The organism is Bradyrhizobium sp. NDS-1, from assembly GCF_032918005.1.
GTDB classification, from domain to species: Bacteria; Pseudomonadota; Alphaproteobacteria; order Rhizobiales; family Xanthobacteraceae; genus Bradyrhizobium; species Bradyrhizobium tunisiense.
The window spans coordinates 4,774,950-4,790,958 of sequence record NZ_CP136628.1 but is presented as its reverse complement, the minus strand read 5'-3'; the positions used below and the strand labels follow the sequence as shown (position 1 = coordinate 4,790,958).

General features: G+C 64.8%; 15 protein-coding genes. 12 read left to right on the top strand and 3 right to left on the bottom strand.

Features of this window, described 5'->3' with window-relative positions:
- Window positions 1–11: 11 nt before the first annotated feature.
- The 12 genes from RX330_RS22730 (at window position 12) to RX330_RS22675 (ending at window position 10,444) form a co-directional block, all read left to right on the top strand.
- The gene (locus RX330_RS22730; protein WP_375847797.1) at window positions 12–929 is read left to right on the top strand and encodes a carbohydrate ABC transporter permease; all 918 of its coding nucleotides are present in this window, start codon (window positions 12–14) and stop codon (window positions 927–929) included.
- Window positions 922–1,845: a carbohydrate ABC transporter permease gene (locus RX330_RS22725; RefSeq protein WP_212086789.1), complete on the top strand. Its 924-nt coding sequence runs from the start codon at window positions 922–924 to the stop codon at window positions 1,843–1,845. Before RX330_RS22730 ends, RX330_RS22725 begins: the two co-directional genes overlap by 8 nt.
- A 67-nt stretch (window positions 1,846–1,912) precedes the next feature.
- A complete protein-coding gene (gene denD / locus RX330_RS22720) occupies window positions 1,913–2,899 on the top strand; it encodes a D-erythronate dehydrogenase (RefSeq protein WP_212086787.1) in 987 nt (328 codons plus the stop codon).
- A gap of 23 nt (window positions 2,900–2,922) precedes the next feature.
- Window positions 2,923–3,891 carry a sugar kinase gene (locus tag RX330_RS22715; RefSeq protein ID WP_317243953.1) on the top strand — a complete coding sequence of 323 codons (969 nt, stop codon included), beginning with the start codon at window positions 2,923–2,925 and terminating at the stop codon, window positions 3,889–3,891.
- Between the two features lie 18 nt (window positions 3,892–3,909).
- Window positions 3,910–4,560 (top strand): bifunctional 4-hydroxy-2-oxoglutarate aldolase/2-dehydro-3-deoxy-phosphogluconate aldolase, encoded by a 651-nt coding sequence (eda, locus tag RX330_RS22710; protein WP_317239876.1) that lies wholly within the window; start codon window positions 3,910–3,912, stop codon window positions 4,558–4,560.
- 59 nt (window positions 4,561–4,619) lie between these two features.
- Complete coding sequence (locus RX330_RS22705) at window positions 4,620–5,789, top strand: acetyl-CoA acetyltransferase (RefSeq protein WP_212086782.1); 1,170 nt, start codon at window positions 4,620–4,622, stop codon at window positions 5,787–5,789.
- 115 nt (window positions 5,790–5,904) lie between these two features.
- Window positions 5,905–6,111, top strand: coding sequence for a hypothetical protein (locus tag RX330_RS22700; RefSeq protein WP_212086780.1), 207 nt, complete (start codon window positions 5,905–5,907; stop codon window positions 6,109–6,111).
- Window positions 6,112–6,239: 128 nt separating this feature from the next.
- Entirely contained in the window at window positions 6,240–7,439 is a 1,200-nt protein-coding gene (locus tag RX330_RS22695; protein ID WP_317239875.1) for a CaiB/BaiF CoA transferase family protein, read from the top strand.
- Window positions 7,440–7,612: 173 nt separating this feature from the next.
- A complete protein-coding gene (locus RX330_RS22690; protein ID WP_212086775.1) occupies window positions 7,613–8,749 on the top strand; it encodes a thiolase family protein in 1,137 nt (378 codons plus the stop codon).
- Entirely contained in the window at window positions 8,746–9,105 is a 360-nt protein-coding gene (locus RX330_RS22685) for a Zn-ribbon domain-containing OB-fold protein (protein WP_317239874.1), read from the top strand. The genes RX330_RS22690 and RX330_RS22685 overlap by 4 nt, the downstream gene beginning before the upstream one ends.
- A gap of 482 nt (window positions 9,106–9,587) precedes the next feature.
- Complete coding sequence (locus RX330_RS22680) at window positions 9,588–10,115, top strand: carboxymuconolactone decarboxylase family protein (RefSeq protein ID WP_317239873.1); 528 nt, start codon at window positions 9,588–9,590, stop codon at window positions 10,113–10,115.
- Between the two features lie 26 nt (window positions 10,116–10,141).
- Complete coding sequence (locus RX330_RS22675) at window positions 10,142–10,444, top strand: nucleoside triphosphate pyrophosphohydrolase family protein (RefSeq protein ID WP_212086755.1); 303 nt, start codon at window positions 10,142–10,144, stop codon at window positions 10,442–10,444.
- A gap of 68 nt (window positions 10,445–10,512) precedes the next feature.
- On the opposite strand, the gene glsA is transcribed toward RX330_RS22675, so the two are convergent.
- From glsA to RX330_RS22660, 3 genes are all read right to left on the bottom strand, one after another.
- Window positions 10,513–12,360 (bottom strand): glutaminase A, encoded by a 1,848-nt coding sequence (gene glsA, locus RX330_RS22670; RefSeq protein WP_317239872.1) that lies wholly within the window; start codon window positions 12,358–12,360, stop codon window positions 10,513–10,515.
- A gap of 21 nt (window positions 12,361–12,381) precedes the next feature.
- A complete protein-coding gene (locus RX330_RS22665; protein ID WP_317239871.1) occupies window positions 12,382–14,457 on the bottom strand; it encodes a TRAP transporter permease in 2,076 nt (691 codons plus the stop codon).
- A gap of 230 nt (window positions 14,458–14,687) precedes the next feature.
- Window positions 14,688–15,854, bottom strand: coding sequence for a TAXI family TRAP transporter solute-binding subunit (locus tag RX330_RS22660; RefSeq protein WP_317239870.1), 1,167 nt, complete (start codon window positions 15,852–15,854; stop codon window positions 14,688–14,690).
- Window positions 15,855–16,009 lie beyond the last annotated feature (155 nt).

Sequence of the window (16,009 nt, the reverse complement as noted above, 5' to 3'; positions counted from 1 at the left end):
CCAAGCCTCAGATGAGCGAGGACGGCGCCTGGACCCAGCTCAAACACAATCGCAACTGGCTCGGCTTCTGGTTCATGGTGCCGGCCATGGCGTTCCTGATCTTCTTCCTGGCCTATCCGCTGGGGCTCGGCATCTGGCTGTCCTTCACGGACACCCGCATCGGCAGGGTCGGGCAATTTGTCGGCACCGAGAACTATGAGTGGCTGTGGGACGATTCGATCTTCTGGCTGTCGGTGTTCAACACGCTGCTCTACACCTTCGTCGCCAGCGCCCTCAAATTCGCGATCGGACTCTATCTCGCGCTGCTGCTGAACGAGAATATGCCGTTCAAGGCGATGCTGCGCGCGATGGTGCTCATCCCCTTCATCGTGCCGACGGTGCTCTCGGCCTTGGCGTTCTGGTGGATCTTCGACTCGCAATTCTCGATCATCTCCTGGTCGCTGAAGCATCTCGGTCTGATCGATCAAAACATCAACTTCCTCGGCGATACGACCTGGGCGCGCATTTGCGTGATCTTCGCCAATATCTGGCGCGGCGTGCCTTTCGTGGCGATCACGCTGCTCGCGGGCCTGCAGACGGTGTCGCCGTCGCTCTATGAGGCAGCAACGCTCGACGGCGCCACACGCTGGCAGAATTTCCGGTTCATCACCTATCCGCTGCTGACGCCGATCATCGCCGTCGTGATGACCTTCTCGGTGCTGTTCACCTTCACCGATTTCCAGCTGATCTGGGCGATGACGCGAGGCGGCCCGGTCAACGCCACCCATCTGATGGCGACGCTGTCCTACCAGCGCGCGATCATCGCCGGGCAGCTCGGCGAGGGCGCGGCGATCTCGAGCGCCATGATACCATTCCTGCTCGCGGCGATCATGGTGTCCTGGTTCGGCCTGCAGCGTCGCAAGTGGCAACAGGGGGAGAACAATGACTGATCTTCCTGCCTCGAAAGTCGATCTCAAGGCCGTCATATCGGGGCCCTCCCGCGTCGATAACAGCGAGGGCATGAGCTATCTGCAGTCGGTGCCGCGCCGGCTCGTGACGCTGTACCTGCCGCTCGCGATCATCGTCGTGGTGCTCCTGTTTCCGTTCTACTGGATGGCGCTGACCTCGGTGAAGCCGGACGAGCAGCTGCTCGATCTCGACAGGTACAACCCGTTCTGGACCTGGAATCCGACCTTCAAGCATTTCCACAAGCTGCTGTTCGAGAGCTACTATCCGTACTGGCTCTGGAACACGATGTACGTGGCTGTCTGCGCCACGGTGCTCTCGATCATCGCATCGGTGTTGGCCGCCTACGCCATCGTGCGCTTGCGCTACAAGGGCGCCAATCTCGTCGGCGGGCTGATCTTCCTCGCCTATCTCGTGCCGCCGTCGATCCTGTTCATCCCGCTCGCCACCGTCGTCTTCCAGTACGGGCTGTTTGACTCGCCGCTGGCGCTGATCCTGACCTATCCGACTATCCTGATCCCGTTCTCGACCTGGCTCTTGATGGGTTATTTCAAGACCATTCCGTTCGAACTCGAGGAATGCGCGCTGATCGACGGGGCGAGCCGCTGGCAGATCCTGACCAAGATCGTCCTGCCGCTCGCAATCCCCGGCCTGATCTCGGCCTTTATCTTCTGCTTCACCCTGTGCTGGAACGAGTTCATCTACGCGTTGACGTTCCTGCAGTCGACCAGCAACAAGACGGTGCCGGTCGCGATCGTCAACGAGTTCGTGGACGGCGACATCTACCGCTGGGGTTCGCTGATGGCGGGAGCCCTGGCCGGCTCGCTGCCGCTCGTCATCCTTTACGCCTTCTTCGTGGAGCATTATGTGTCCGCGATGACCGGCGCCGTGAAGGAGTGATCGCGGGGGTCTGCCACGGGAGCGCGCGAGGGGCTGCGCGTTCCGGCCAATAACAAGGAGTTAGCTCTTGCACGTTCTGGTTCTCGGTGCCGCCGGCATGGTCGGCCGCAAACTCTGTGAACGGCTGTTGCGCGACGGCCGGCTCGGCAAGACCGACATCACGAAACTGACCATGCACGACGTGGTCGAGCCGAAGAAGCCGGAGAAGGCCGGTTTCCCCGTCGAGACGGTGTCGGGCGATTTCGCCGTGCCGGGCGCGGCCGAAAAGCTGATCGCCGGCCGCCCGGACGTGATCTTCCATCTTGCCGCCATCGTCTCCGGCGAAGCCGAGCTCGATTTCGACAAGGGCTACCGCATCAATCTCGACGGCACCCGAATGCTGCTCGATGCCGTCAGGCTCGTTGGCGGCGGCTACAAGCCGCGCGTGGTCTTCACGTCCTCGATCGCGGTGTTCGGCGCGCCGTTCCCGGATGCGATCGGCGACGAGTTCTTCCATACGCCGCTGCTCAGCTACGGCGCCCAGAAGGCGATCGGCGAACTCCTGCTGGCCGACTATTCGCGCCGCGGCTTCCTCGACGGTATCGGCATTCGCCTGCCGACCATCTGCATCCGGCCCGGCCTGCCCAACAAGGCGGCATCGGGCTTCTTCTCCAACATCCTGCGCGAACCCCTGGCGGGCAAGGAAGCGGTTCTTCCCGTCTCCGAGGACGTCCGCCACTGGCATGCGACGCCTCGCTCCGCGGTGGGCTTCCTGCTCCACGCCGGCACGATGGATCTGGCCGCGGTCGGCCCGCGCCGCAATCTGACCATGCCGGGCCTGTCGGCGACGGTCGGCGAGCAGATCGCCGCGCTCAAGCGGGTTGCGGGCGAGAAGGTCGCTGCCCGGATCAAGCGCGAGCCGGATCCGTTCATCGTCGGTATCGTGGGTGGCTGGCCGCGCAATTTCAATGCGAAGCGGTCGCTCGAGCTCGGCTTCACCACGGCCGAGAAGACGTTCGACGACATCATCCGCATTCACATCGAAGACGAGCTCGGCGGCAATTTCGTCGCCTGATCTCTGACTGCGCGGGTCACATGATGGCGAGCGTTGCTTGCATCGGCGAATGCATGGTCGAGCTCAGGCAGGCCCAGGGGGGCGCGTCTGCGGGGCAGGGTGGCGGCCTGTATTCGCGCGGCTTCGGCGGCGACACGCTCAACACCGCAGTGTACCTCGCGCGGCACGAGGTCAAGGTCGACTATCTCACCGCGCTCGGCGACGACGCCTTGAGCGATGAGATGATCGCGGCCTGGACTGCGGAAGGTGTCGGCACGAGGCGCGTCGTGCGCCTGGCCGGAAAACTGCCCGGCCTCTACATGATCCAGACGGATGCAAAGGGCGAGCGCCAGTTCTTCCACTGGCGCGACAGCGCGGCGGCGCGGCAGCTGATGAGCCTGCCGGAGACGGACGAGCTGCTCAATTCGCTGATGAGCTACGATATCGTCTATCTCTCCGCCATCACGCTCTCCATCTACGATGCTTCGGGGCGGGACCGCCTGTTCGCGGCGATCAAGCGGGCGCGCCTGCTCGGCACCCGCTTCGTGTTCGACACGAACTTTCGCGCGCGGGGGTGGCCGGACCGTGATGTCGCGCGCGAGGCGTTTGCTTCAGCGTTTGCGGCCGCCGACATCGTGCTGACCTCGACCGAGGATCTGCTCGCGCTGTATCCCGGCGAGAGCAACGAGCAATTGATGGCGCGCATCCCCACGCCCGAGCTGGTGTTCCGGCTTCCTGAGCCCGTCAGCCTGCTGCGCTTCCCCGGTGGCACCCACGAGGTCCGCGCCGAACCCATGACGAACCCCGTCGTCGACACCACGGCGGCCGGCGATAGCTTTGCCGCAGCCTATATCGCGGCCCGGCTGGCCGGTTCCGATCCGGTCGAGGCGGCCCAGGCCGGGCATCGCCTCGCCAGCGTCGTGATCTGCTATGCCGGCGCCATCATTCCGGGCTATGCCATGCCGCCCAAGAAGCGGCACCGGCCGGCGGCCACGCGCCAAGCGACCAAGTAAAACGAAAAGATCCACGAGATGCCCACTGCTGCCCAACAGAACCACCTCGTCGCGCTATTCAGGGACGCGACCGTCATTCCCGTTCTCACCATCGAGCGCATCCAGGACGCCGTGCCGCTGGCACGGGCACTGGTCGCCGGCGGCGTCCGCACCCTGGAGGTGACCTTGCGCACCCCTGTGGCGATCGAAGCGGCGAGGGCGATGATGGCCGAAGTGCCCGAGGCGGTGGTCGGTATCGGCACGATCCTCAATCCGGCCGACTTTACCCGTGTCGAGAAGCTCGGCGTCGCGTTCGGCATCAGCCCCGGCCTGACCCCCGACCTCCTCAAAGCCGCCGCCCATAGCTCCTTGCCGTTCGCGCCGGGCATTGCCACAGCGTCCGAGCTGATGATGGCGCTGTCGCACGGCTTCGACGTCGCAAAGTTCTTTCCGGCCGAGCAGGCCGGCGGCATCAAGGGCCTGCGTGCCCTTGGCGGCCCGTTCCCGAACGTGCGGTTCTGCCCGACCGGCGGGGTTGGCGAGGCCAATGCGGCGAGTTGGCTCGCCGAGCCCAATGTGGTCGCGGTCGGCGGCTCCTGGCTGTGCCCGACGGCCGAGATCAGGGCCGGGAACTGGGCCGGCATAACTGCCATCTGCCAGCGCACGCTCAAGGCCCTGAAAGCTGCGTGAAGTCTTGCCATCCCTGGGCTAAGACTTAGCTCAGGAAGAGACCCCAGGGAGAAAAGACCATGACCGCCAGCATCGTCGGATGGGCGCATACGCCGTTCGGCAAGTTCGACACCGAAACCGTCGAAAGTCTCGTCACCCGCGTTGCCAATGAGGCACTGGCCGATGCCGGCATTTCCGCCGGCGATGTCGACGAGATCGTGCTCGGCCATTTCAATGCCGGCTTCTCGCCGCAGGATTTTACCGCCTCGCTGGTGCTCCAGGCCGACCCGAAGCTGCGCTTCAAGCCGGCAACCCGCGTCGAGAATGCCTGCGCCACGGGTTCTGCCGCAGTGCATCAGGGCTTGCGCGCGATCGATGCGGGCGCTGCGAAAATCGTCCTGGTCGTCGGCGTCGAGCAGATGACGCGCACTCCCAGCGCGGAGATCGGAAAGAACCTGCTCAAGGCGTCCTATCTGCCTGAGGACGGCGACACGGTCGGCGGCTTCGCCGGCGTGTTCGGCAAGATCGCCAGTTCCTACTTCCAGAAATATGGCGATCAGTCCGATGCGCTGGCGCTGATCGCGGCCAAGAACCACAAGAACGGCGTGGCCAATCCCTTCGCCCAGATGCGCAAGGATTTCGGCTTCGACTTCTGCCGCGCCGAGAGCGAGAAGAACCCGTACGTCGCCGGCCCCCTGAAGCGCACCGACTGCTCGCTGGTCTCCGACGGCGCTGCGGCGCTGGTGTTGGCCGATGCCGAGACCGCCAAGGGCATGGCCAAGTCGATCGGCTTCCGCGCCACCGCGCATGCCCAGGACTTCCTGCCGATGTCCAAGCGCGACATCCTGCAGTTCGAGGGCTGCACGGTGGCCTGGCAGCGCGCGCTGGAGAAGGCGGGCGTGACCCTGTCCGATCTCTCCTTCGTCGAGACCCATGACTGCTTCACCGTCGCCGAGCTGATCGAGTACGAAGCCATGGGCCTGACGCCGAGGGGGCAGGGCGCCCGCGCCATCAAGGAAGGCTGGACGCTGAAGGACGGCAAGCTGCCGGTCAATCCGTCCGGCGGCCTGAAGGCCAAGGGCCATCCGATCGGGGCCACCGGCGTTTCCATGCATGTGATGACCGCGATGCAGCTCGCAGGGCAGGCGCCCGAGGGCATGCAGCTCAAGAACGCCAAGCTCGGCGGCATCTTCAATATGGGCGGTGCCGCGGTCGCCAACTACGTCTCCGTGCTGGAGCCGCTGAAGTAGGATCGCCTCGGGTGGGCACGGGCGCCCCGCGCCGTGCCCACTTCTTTGCGTTAAATCATGGTGGGCCTGCCTCGGCCCGTCTTAATGCTCCTGATTGATTTGCAGGGAATGCATCATGAGCACTGACTACGAAGACTCGCTGTCGATGGACGCACTCAACGATCGCATCGCGATCCTCGAGGACAATATCCGCCAGCTCATCGAGCAGGCGGCCGCCGCCTCGGGCGAGCAGAACGAGTCGCGGATCGCCGATCGGATCACCCAGCAGAACGACGAGCTGGACCGGCTCCTCAAGATTCGCGAATCCCGCCAGAAGAAATAGCGGTCGATACCGCCCGCACGATGCATGCCGCCATACGCGGCTCGCCCTTGCGCGGGCCGCGGCGCTGCCCTTAGCTGGACCGAAATCGCAGGGCCGCGCCTTGGCCCTTGCGCAATCGGGAGCGAACGATGGGGCCGCTGAAGGGCATCAAGGTCGTCGACATGACCACCGTGCTGATGGGGCCGTATGCGACCCAGATGCTCGGCGACTACGGTGCGGATGTCATCAAGGTGGAATCGCTCGACGGCGACGTCACCCGCCTGATCGGCCCGATGCGTCACGCCGGCATGGGCCCGGTGTTTCTCAACACCAACCGCAGCAAGCGCTCGATCTGTCTCGATCTGAAAAAGCCGGCGGGACGCGAGGCCGTGCTGCGGTTGATCAAGGACGCCGACGTGCTCGTCTACAACGTCCGTCCGCAGGCCATGGCCCGGCTTCAGCTCGGCTACGACGTCGTGTCCGCGATCAATCCGCGCCTGGTCTATGCCGGCGTGTTCGGCTTCGGCCAGGACGGGCCCTATGCGGCAAAACCCGCCTATGACGACCTGATCCAGGGCGCCACCGCGCTCCCCGCCTTGATGGCGCAGACGGGCGACGGCGTGCCGCGCTACGTGCCGAACGCGCTGGTCGATCGCATCGTCGGCCTCACTGCCGTCGGTGCGATCTGCGCCAGCCTGGTGCACCGCGACCGCACCGGCCGCGGCCAGCGCGTCGACATTCCCATGTTCGAGACCATGGCCGGCTTCGTCATGGGCGACCACATGGGCGGGCTGACTTATGAGCCGCCGCTCGACAAGGGCGGCTATGCCCGCCACCTCTCGCGGGATCGCCGCCCTTACAAGACCTCGGACGGCTATCTCAGCGTCATCGTTTACAACGACAAGCAGTGGGAGAATTTCTTCAAGGCGACCGCGCGCGACGATTTGCGCAACGATCCCAAATTCGCGACCTTCGCGGGGCGTGCCGCCAACATCGACGTCGTCTATGCCGAGCTCGCGTGCATCTTCGAGACGCGCACCACGGCCGAGTGGATCGAGCTGCTCACCAAGGCCGACGTGCCGGTGATGCCGATGCATGACCTTGCCTCGATCCTGCACGATGAGCATCTGGAGGCGACGAATTTCTTCCCGGTCGTGACCCATCCGACCGAAGGGCCGATCCGCAGCATGAAGGTGACGGCGACCTGGTCGGAGACCGAGGCCGAGCCGGTGCGGCTGGCGCCGCGGCTCAACGAGCACGGCGCGGAGATTCTTCGCGAGATCGGCTATTCCGCCGATGAAATCGCCGCCATGGTGCGCGACGGCGTCACGCGCTCGGCGCCGGAGTAGGGGATGAAGTGATGACCCTGCCTCTCTCATCCGCCATTCCGGGGGCGCGCCCACTTGGGGCGCGAGCCCGGAATCCATACTCACGATGGTGGTTATGGGTTCTCAGATGCGCAAGTGCGCATCGTGGTTCGCGACTTCGTCGCGCCCCGGAATGACAGCGGAGATGGGACAACATGAGCTTCATCACCGGAATCGGCCTCACACCGTTCGGCAAGCATGAAGGCTCATCCTCGCTCGACCTGATGAGCCAGGCCGCGCAAGCCGCCCTGGACGATGCCGGGCTGACGCGCTCGGACATCGACGGCATTCTCTGCGGCTATTCCACCGTCTCGCCGCACATCATGCTGGCGACCGTGTTCGCCGAGCATTTCGGCATTCGTCCCGCTTACGCCCATGCTGTCCAGGTCGGCGGCGCCACGGGCCTCGCGATGACCATGCTGGCGCATCACCTCGTCGACGCAGGCGTTGCCCGCCACGTCCTCGTCGTTGCCGGCGAGAACCGCCTCACCGGGCAGAGCCGCGACGCCTCGATCCAGGCGCTGGCACAGGTCGGCCATCCCGACTACGAGGTGCCGCTGGGCCCGACCATTCCCGCCTATTACGGTCTCGTCGCCAGTAGATACATGCATGAGTACGGCGTGACCGAAGAGGACCTAGCCGAGTTCGCGGTGCTGATGCGCGCCCACGCCTGCACCCATCCCGGCGCGCAATTCCACGATCCCATCACCGTCGCCGACGTCATGGCTTCGAAGCCCGTGGCGATGCCCCTAAAACTGCTCGATTGCTGTCCGGTGTCCGACGGCGGTGCGGCCTTCGTCGTCAGCCGCGAGCGGACCGGCGAGACGGGCGTGCGCATCCGCGGCTGCGCCCAGGCCCACACCCATCAGCACGTCACGGCCGCGCCTGCGCTCAGCGAACTCGGCGCAGAAATTTCCATCGCGCGCGCCAAGGAGGCTTGCGGCCTTGCGATCTCCGACGTCCGCTACGCCGCGATCTACGACAGCTTCACCATCACGCTTGCAACGCTGCTGGAGGATCTCGGCCTTGCCGGACGCGGCGAGGCGGCGGCCCGGGTGCGATCAGGTCATTTCGGCCGCGACGGCGCGATGCCGCTGAACACCCATGGCGGCCTGCTCAGCTACGGCCATTGCGGCGTCGGCGGCGCCATGGCGCATCTGGTCGAGGCGCATTTGCAGATGACGGGGCGGGCGGCTGGCCGCCAGGTGCGCGACGCTTCGATCGCGCTCCTGCACGGCGACGGCGGCGTGCTGTCGTCCCATGTCAGCATGTTCCTGGAGCGGGTGCGATGAGCGAGCGTTTGGCGGACTGGACCAAGGGCGAACAGGCCATCATCTACCAGACCTGCACCGCGTGCGGGCATGTGCAGTACTTTCGCCGCGCCTTCTGTGCGGCGTGCGGAGCCTCCGGTCCGCGCGAGCAGCGCGCCAGCGGCAAGGGCTGGGTCTACGCGACGTCGCTGGTCTGCCGGGCCGCCACGCCCGAGACGCGCGCGCACGTGCCCTACAACATCCTGCTGGTCGATTGCGCCGAGGGATTTCGCATGATGGCGCACGGTGAGAACGATCTCGCGATAGGCGATTCGGTCGTTGCGAGCTTCAGGCCGTTCGCCGGCAGGCTCGTGCCGTACTTTGCCAAAGCGACATAGTGGGATTCGTCATTCGGGGGCGGTCATAGGACCGAGCCTGGAACGGGATTCTGGGCCTGGCCTGTGCGAGGGCCACCCCGGAATGACGAAAACTTCAAAACGCTTAACTCAGCGCCCGTAGAACAAGATGCTGGCGATGACGAGCATCGCCGTCACCGCCAGCATATGCGCGAACGCTCCCGAGGCCGCCCCCTTCGTGGCTTCCTTCATGCCGTTTTCTCCCTAGACTTGGGCGTGACTCATCGTTGTACGGCTAGCGCACCCGACGGCCAATTGTTTTACTCGGAACACCCCACTTGCGAGTACTCACCGCGATTTGTCCCCACGCGGCGAATATCGACTGTGTCAGGGTCGATCAGCAATGCGGCGGCAATTTGACTCGATGATGTTGCTCCTGCGTCGGCGCAAGAATAGAGTTTCGGAGGACTCCCGCCGACAACGACAAAAAGCATCAAAGATTCAGGGAAAACTTCAGGAAAATCATGGCCCGTATCAACTACAGCGATCCGTCCAAGGCGTCCGACCGCACCCGCGAAATTCTCGACAAGAACCGCAACGCCAACATCTTCCGCATGATGGCGCACTCCCCGAGCTATTTCGAGCAGTACTGCCGCCTGGGGGGCGCGATCCGCCACAAGGGCGAGCTCGACCCCGTCGTCCGCGAGCTTGCAATCACCCGCACGGGCATCTTGTGCGAGGCGCCGTACGAGATCGTCGCGCACAAGCGGATCGGCAAGAATGTCGGCGTCACCGACGAGCAGAACGAGACGCTCGCGGACTGGCAGGCGGCGACGTGCTTCAACGAGGTGCAGCGAGCCGCGCTCGCCTTCACCGACGAGATCGTGACGCTGAAGAAGCCGACGGATGCGACCTTCAAGGCGATTGCATCAAAACTGACGCCGGCTGCTCTCGTCGAGCTGCAGCTCTCGGTCGGCTTCTACATCATGACGTCAAAGTTCCTGGAGACATTCGAGATCGACCTTCAGCCCGTGACTGAAGTGGTGGGTTGATCCGACAGCAGCGGCGAGGGATGCCGATGACGATCGATGAATATGCGGCCTGGGCCGCCAGCATTGCGAAAGTCGAAGAGCATCCATCCAGCGAGCTTCTGTCCTATCTCGGACTTGGCCTTGCCGGCGAAGCCGGCGAGGTCGCCGACCACATCAAGAAGCTGCTGCGCGACGATTGGCTCGACAAGGCGGGTCTGGTCGATGAGCTGGGCGATGTCGTCTACTACTGGGCCTGCCTGTGCGCCGCGACCGGCCAGAAGCCGTCCGAGCTGCTGGAAAAGAGCGCGGCGAAGATCAAGCGGCGGTTGAGCGAGGCGGGGAGTCGGTAGGAAAGGGGGAGGGAACGCACCTCCATCGAGGCGCCAGGCGCGGCTCATCCCAACCAGTGTTTGATCGCTCACGTCGCCGTCAAGATATCCACCCTCGCGTTGGCGACGATCAGGCGATCGGCCAATAGTTGCGCGAGGTTACGCATGACGCGCTCGCTGGCGCGCGGGTGTTGCTTCCGAAAACGTTCGAACGCCTTCAGTGGCACTTCGTAAGCGGTCGCCGCCATGTCGGCAAAGACGTCGGCCGAGCGCGTCGTCTCCAGCAGTGCCATCTCTCCAAAGGCCATGCCGGCGGTCAGCGTCGCCAGCCGCACGCCGTCGGGCAGCGTGACATGCACCGCACCGCTGCGCAGGAAGAACAGGGAGGAGGCCGGATCGCCCGTGGTGATGATCTTGGCGCCGGCCTGAAAGGTTCGGATCGTGCAGATCGAAGCGAGATCCGTCAGTTCCTCCTCGCTTAGCCCGGCCAGCAACGGCTGCTCGGCAAGCTCGGTGAACTCGTGAAAATCGATCGAACCGCCATAGCGATAAACGATCTGGTCCTCGGCCCATTCAATCGCGGTGTCGAGCAGATAGAAGTCGCGGACGTTCTTCAGCTCGGCGGTCCATTCGCGCAAGCTGTCCCATTCCTTGGAGGCGCGTCTGACGCCTGACAGAACGACGGTCACGTTCAGTGCGGCGAGCTCCTCGAAGGTCTCGGCGACGAGCCGCGCACCGGCGCGCGTGGTCGAGGTGACGCGGTGCAGGTCGAACACGACGATTTGCGGCCGCGGTCGTCCCGCCAGCCGGCGCGAGACGTAGTCGACGGCCGACAGCGACAGCGTGCCGACCAGCTCGATGACCCGCACCTCCTGCTCATGCGCGGCCAGGATTTCGCGCTCCTGCGGCCGGCGCACGCGGCGTGACGGGCTCTTGCCGATATCGTAGTCGGCGATGACGGCGTTGCGGGCATCGTCGCTGCGGTTGAGCATGTGCAGATCGTAGTGCGAGGATAGCGCCTCGCAGACCTTGATGCCGCGCACGCTGTTGCCGTGCTTGTCGAGCTTCGGCGAATAGCTGCCGAGGCCGAGGCGGGCAGGGAGCGCGGCCAGAATGCCGCCGCCGACGCCGCTCTTGGCCGGAATGCCGATGCGGTAGATCCATTCGCCGGCATAGTCGTACATGCCCGACGAGGTCATCACCGACAGCGTGCGCGAGATGGCGTAGGCGCTCAGCACCTGCTCGCCCGTGACCGGATTGATGCCGCGATTGGCGAGCGTCGCCGCCATCACCGCGATGTCGCGCGCCGTGACCAGCACGGCGCATTGCCGGAAATAGACGTCGAGGACCCCCGCGACATTGTCGGAGATCACCGCGTTGGTCTTGAGAAGATAGCCGATCGCCCGGTTGCGGTCGCCGGTCTGGCTCTCGGACGCGTAGACGGCCTCGTCCAGCGCGAGCTCGCGTCCGGCAAAGCGGCCGAGCGCGAGACGGATTTGCTCGAAAGCGTCCGCACCCTTGCTGTCGTAGATCAGCCCGGTGCAGGCGATCGCGCCGGCATTGACCATCGGGTTGAACGGGTGGTTCTCCGAATTGAGCCGGATCGAGTTGAAGGGATCGCCGGAGGGCTCGACGCCGATCGCGCTTTCGACCTTGCCGGCACCCAGAAGGTCCAGCGCCAGCGCGAACACGAACGGCTTCGACATCGACTGGATGGTGAAGGGCACCCTGGAGTCGCCGACCTCGTAGACGTGGCCATCCAGCGTCGCGAGGCTGATGCCGAAATAGGCAGGATCGGCCTTGCCCAGCTCGGGAATGTAATCGGCAACGTGGCCTGAGGTTTCCGCGGAGAATTCGTTGAGGCAATTGTCCAGGAACCGCAGCAAGGGCGGCTTCGAGCGGGACCAGGCGGCGGCGAGAGGCGCGAGCGGTGTCATCGCCTCTCTTGTGCAACGCAATCAGGGGGCGCGCAACCCGTCCGGCACCATGGTCTGCCGCCGGACCAGGACAAGCGCCAGCAGGGCCGTGGGCACGAGGATGGCAAGGCCCGTCAGCGTCACCTGCAGCTGCGACAGCGGCATGATTCCCCCGCCCGGCGTCGCCACCACGAAGCCGCCGATCACCAGCAGCACGCGGATCGGCCATTCGAGCGCGCCGGTGCCGCGCAGATCGCCGATGAAGGGCTGGTAGCCCTGGATGCCGCCACAGATGAACAGCGTGCCGAACGCGGCAAGTCCCATCAGGCCAAGGCCGGCGAAGTAGGGGCTCGGTCCCTGCAGCACCAGCGCCGGATTGAGCACGAAGAAGAACGGGATGAAATAGATGATGCTGCCGACCCACATCGATTCCCAGCCGGTCTTCATCGCCGGCGAGCCCGCGATGCCTGCGGCGGCGAACGAAGCGATCGCGACGGGCGGTGTGATCGACGACAGCATGCCCCAGTAGAAGATGAACATGTGCACCGCTATCTTGTTCAGCCCGAGCTTCTCCAGCGCGGGGGCGACCAGGATGGCGAGGAAGATGTAGCAGGCCGTCGTCGTCAGCCCGAGGCCGAGGATGAGGCTGGTGAGGGCGCACATGCCGAGCAGCAGGAAGGCATTGTCGCCGGCAATGTGCAGCAAATCGTTGGCAAGGCTCGACACCACGCCGGTCATTGAGAACGCGCCGATCAGCAGGCCGCACCCGGCGAGGATGCCGACGAGCTCGACGAAGGTGCGGCCGTTGACCTCGAGGAACTTACCGATCGTCGCAAACGTCCAGCGTGTGTCCTTGGAGAAGAACTGGTTCAGCACCAGCAGCAGCGCGGTGGCGTAGAACGGCGCGTGGCTCTCGCGCTTGAAATAGAGCAGCATCACGATCAGCAGCGCGATGACGAAAACGTAGTACCAACCGTCCTTGATCGTATCCATGACGCGCGGCAGATCGGCGCGCGGGATGCCTTTCAGCCCGTGGCGCGCGGCGTAAGCGTCGACCTGCATGAACAGGCCGACGTAATAGAGCACGGCGGGAATGATCGCGGCGACGGCGACTTCCGCGTAGCTGACGTTGAGAAACTGCGCGATCACGAAGGCGGTCGCGCCCATCACCGGGGGCGCCAGCACCGCGCCGGTCGAGGCGCAGGCCTCGATCGCGGCGGCATAGGAGGCGCGGAAGCCGCTCTTCTTCATGACGGGAATGGTCATGGTGCCGGCGGTCAGCACGTTGGAGATGATCGAGCCCGACATCATGCCGAGCAGACCGCTGGCGAAGATGCAGACCTTCGCCGCACCGCCGCGGAAGGTGCCGCACATTGCGAAAGAGAGATTGATGAAGAACTTGCCGGCGCCGGTCATCATGAGCGCAGTGCCGAACACCAGGAAACCGATCACGGTGTCGGCAAAGGCCTGGATGGGGATGCCGAGCAGGCTCTCGCCTGAGAGCACGTGGTAGGCGGTCGCCTGTTCCAGCGTCGATTGCGTGCCGCGGAACGGCCCGAGCCAGCCGGCCTCGGCGAATAGCGGATAGACCGTGAAGGGCAGGACGCTCAAGAGCAGGCTCCAGCCGCCGGTGCGCCTGAGTGCCTCCATCAGCATCACCCACATCACGAGGCCTGCGGCGATGACGCTATTGGGCGCGCCGCCGAACTCCCAGCCGGCCTCTGCCGCCTTGCGCACGTTCGACATCAACACCAGTGCTGCCGCGAACGTTACGACGAAGAGCAACAGGTCGTACCAGGGAATCCGATCGAGCGGTGCGCGTTCCGCGCCCGGAAAGATCAGGAAGGTGAACGGCAGCATCAAGGCGATCAGGAGATAGAAATACTCCGTGTTGAGCTGGGTGTAGCCCATGAAGAAGCGCAGTGAGAATTGCTGGTTGATGCAGAGCAGGATGGTCGCGGCCGTCGCAACCACCAGCATCCAGCGCCAGGCACCGCGCAAGGTGCGCACGCGCGTGACCTCCGCTTCCTGCATGTTCCCGGCGGCGCCGTGCGGATCGTCGAAGACGACCCGCTTGGCCTCGTCTTGCGGGGCGGTGGAGGTGGAAGCAGAAGACATCATTGATCCCGCGCGTGGGTTGTTGGAAGCAAGCTAGGCGAATGGCAGTGTCAGAATCGCTCGCGCCGCGGCTTCAATCTCTCCCGCTTGCGGGGGAGGTCGCGCCGAAGGCGCGGGTGAGGGCTCTCGCCTCCTGGAGAATCCCGCCGAGAAGAGACCCTCTCCTCAGCCCTCCCCCGCAAGCGGGGGAGGGAGCGCGCACCTTCCTCTTGGCGCCGAGAGCGAGTTCATCATTCCTCGAACCCGTTCGGCATGTCGGCCTTCGCAAGCGCCGCTGCGCGCGCCTTCATCCAGCCGTCGAGAAACGACTTGTCGTCCGATTGCGGATTGGACTTGCCGTACTCCGCCCACGCCGCGCCGAGCACCTCCTGCCGCTTGATCAGCTTGTTGTTGTGCGTCTCCTGCGCATCGCTCCACTGCCCGGCTTCCTTCAGCGCCTTCACTGCGCCGGGATGCACCGGCACCACCCAGTTCTTGGTCTGGCGGTCGGCGGCGAGACCTCCGGCGCCGGGCGCGGAGTCCTTAAAGGCATCGTAGTTTACAATCATCGCCTTCGTGATCGCATAGACCTGGTCGGCGGGTTGCGAGGCGTAGGTGACGAAGATCGGGTAGGGGTAATTGCCGAGCTCGACCGGCTTGTCCGGCGAGATGCCGGCGCCGCAGGTCGCCAGCTGCGGAAAGAAGAACGAGCCGACCTTCTGCATCCGCGCCCAGCCTTCCTTGTCCTTGGCCGGCAGCGGCGGCCAGATCAGGCCGCGCGGCGACGTCTCGGCCTCCTTGGCGGGGCCGGTGATGGTGGTGCCGAAGGCGGCATCGACGTCGTTGTTGATCAGCCCTTTCCACATCGCGCCGTAGCTCGCGAACTCGACGGCCTTGACGTCCTTCTGCGTCAGTCCGGCGAAGGCGAGCACCGCGAGCGAGTTCTGGTTCAGCGCGGGCGAGCCGACCACGAAGCCGACACGCTTGCCCTTGAGGTCCTTCAGCTCCTTCACGCCGGTGTCGGCAGCGACAGCGAGCGAGCCGCAATTGCAGTCGACGGACGAGAGCAGAATCTGGAGCGGCTGCGGGCCCCATTCCTTCGACCCGAACTCGAATACGCCTTCCTGCGCGAAATAGGTGCCCGATCCCATCGCCGCGGAGACCGCCCGCTTGGCGCGCAGCGGCGCGAGCCGTGCGACGTCGTTGCCTGCGGGGAGCACGCGCACGTCGGTGCCGAACTTGTCCTTCATCATCTTACCGACGCCGACCGCGATGTTGAAGCCGGCGGTTCCGGTGTCATAGGCCGTGAAGGTCAAGGTCGCCGGCAGCTTGACGTCTTCGGCGAACGCGTAGCGTGTAGACGCAAAAGAAATGCCTGCCACCAAGGCAGGCGCGAGTATGATCAGCCCACGAAGCATGTTTCCCTCCAATGATCCTCGCTTTGCCGCGAAGATTTTCTTTCTTTGTTTGAAACAACGTTTTGTTTGCAGCAGATCATGTCACCGCGATCGAGCGATGGCAACGCCGCACCGTTGCCTGCGCGAATAAGGCTGACAGATTGTCGCGCAGACGA

What these genes read in the sequence shown, in the direction of transcription:
- RX330_RS22730 (WP_375847797.1), top strand. Translation starts at nt 12, where the DNA reads ATGAGCGAGGACGGCGCCTGGACCCAGCTCAAACACAATCGCAACTGG.
- RX330_RS22725 (WP_212086789.1), top strand. Translation starts at nt 922, where the DNA reads ATGACTGATCTTCCTGCCTCGAAAGTCGATCTCAAGGCCGTCATATCG.
- RX330_RS22715 (WP_317243953.1), top strand. Translation starts at nt 2,923, where the DNA reads ATGGCGAGCGTTGCTTGCATCGGCGAATGCATGGTCGAGCTCAGGCAG.
- eda (WP_317239876.1), top strand. Translation starts at nt 3,910, where the DNA reads ATGCCCACTGCTGCCCAACAGAACCACCTCGTCGCGCTATTCAGGGAC.
- RX330_RS22705 (WP_212086782.1), top strand. Translation starts at nt 4,620, where the DNA reads ATGACCGCCAGCATCGTCGGATGGGCGCATACGCCGTTCGGCAAGTTC.
- RX330_RS22700 (WP_212086780.1), top strand. Translation starts at nt 5,905, where the DNA reads ATGAGCACTGACTACGAAGACTCGCTGTCGATGGACGCACTCAACGAT.
- RX330_RS22695 (WP_317239875.1), top strand. Translation starts at nt 6,240, where the DNA reads ATGGGGCCGCTGAAGGGCATCAAGGTCGTCGACATGACCACCGTGCTG.
- RX330_RS22690 (WP_212086775.1), top strand. Translation starts at nt 7,613, where the DNA reads ATGAGCTTCATCACCGGAATCGGCCTCACACCGTTCGGCAAGCATGAA.
- RX330_RS22685 (WP_317239874.1), top strand. Translation starts at nt 8,746, where the DNA reads ATGAGCGAGCGTTTGGCGGACTGGACCAAGGGCGAACAGGCCATCATC.
- RX330_RS22680 (WP_317239873.1), top strand. Translation starts at nt 9,588, where the DNA reads ATGGCCCGTATCAACTACAGCGATCCGTCCAAGGCGTCCGACCGCACC.
- RX330_RS22675 (WP_212086755.1), top strand. Translation starts at nt 10,142, where the DNA reads ATGACGATCGATGAATATGCGGCCTGGGCCGCCAGCATTGCGAAAGTC.
- glsA (WP_317239872.1), bottom strand. Translation starts at nt 12,360, where the DNA reads ATGACACCGCTCGCGCCTCTCGCCGCCGCCTGGTCCCGCTCGAAGCCG.
- RX330_RS22665 (WP_317239871.1), bottom strand. Translation starts at nt 14,457, where the DNA reads ATGTCTTCTGCTTCCACCTCCACCGCCCCGCAAGACGAGGCCAAGCGG.
- RX330_RS22660 (WP_317239870.1), bottom strand. Translation starts at nt 15,854, where the DNA reads ATGCTTCGTGGGCTGATCATACTCGCGCCTGCCTTGGTGGCAGGCATT.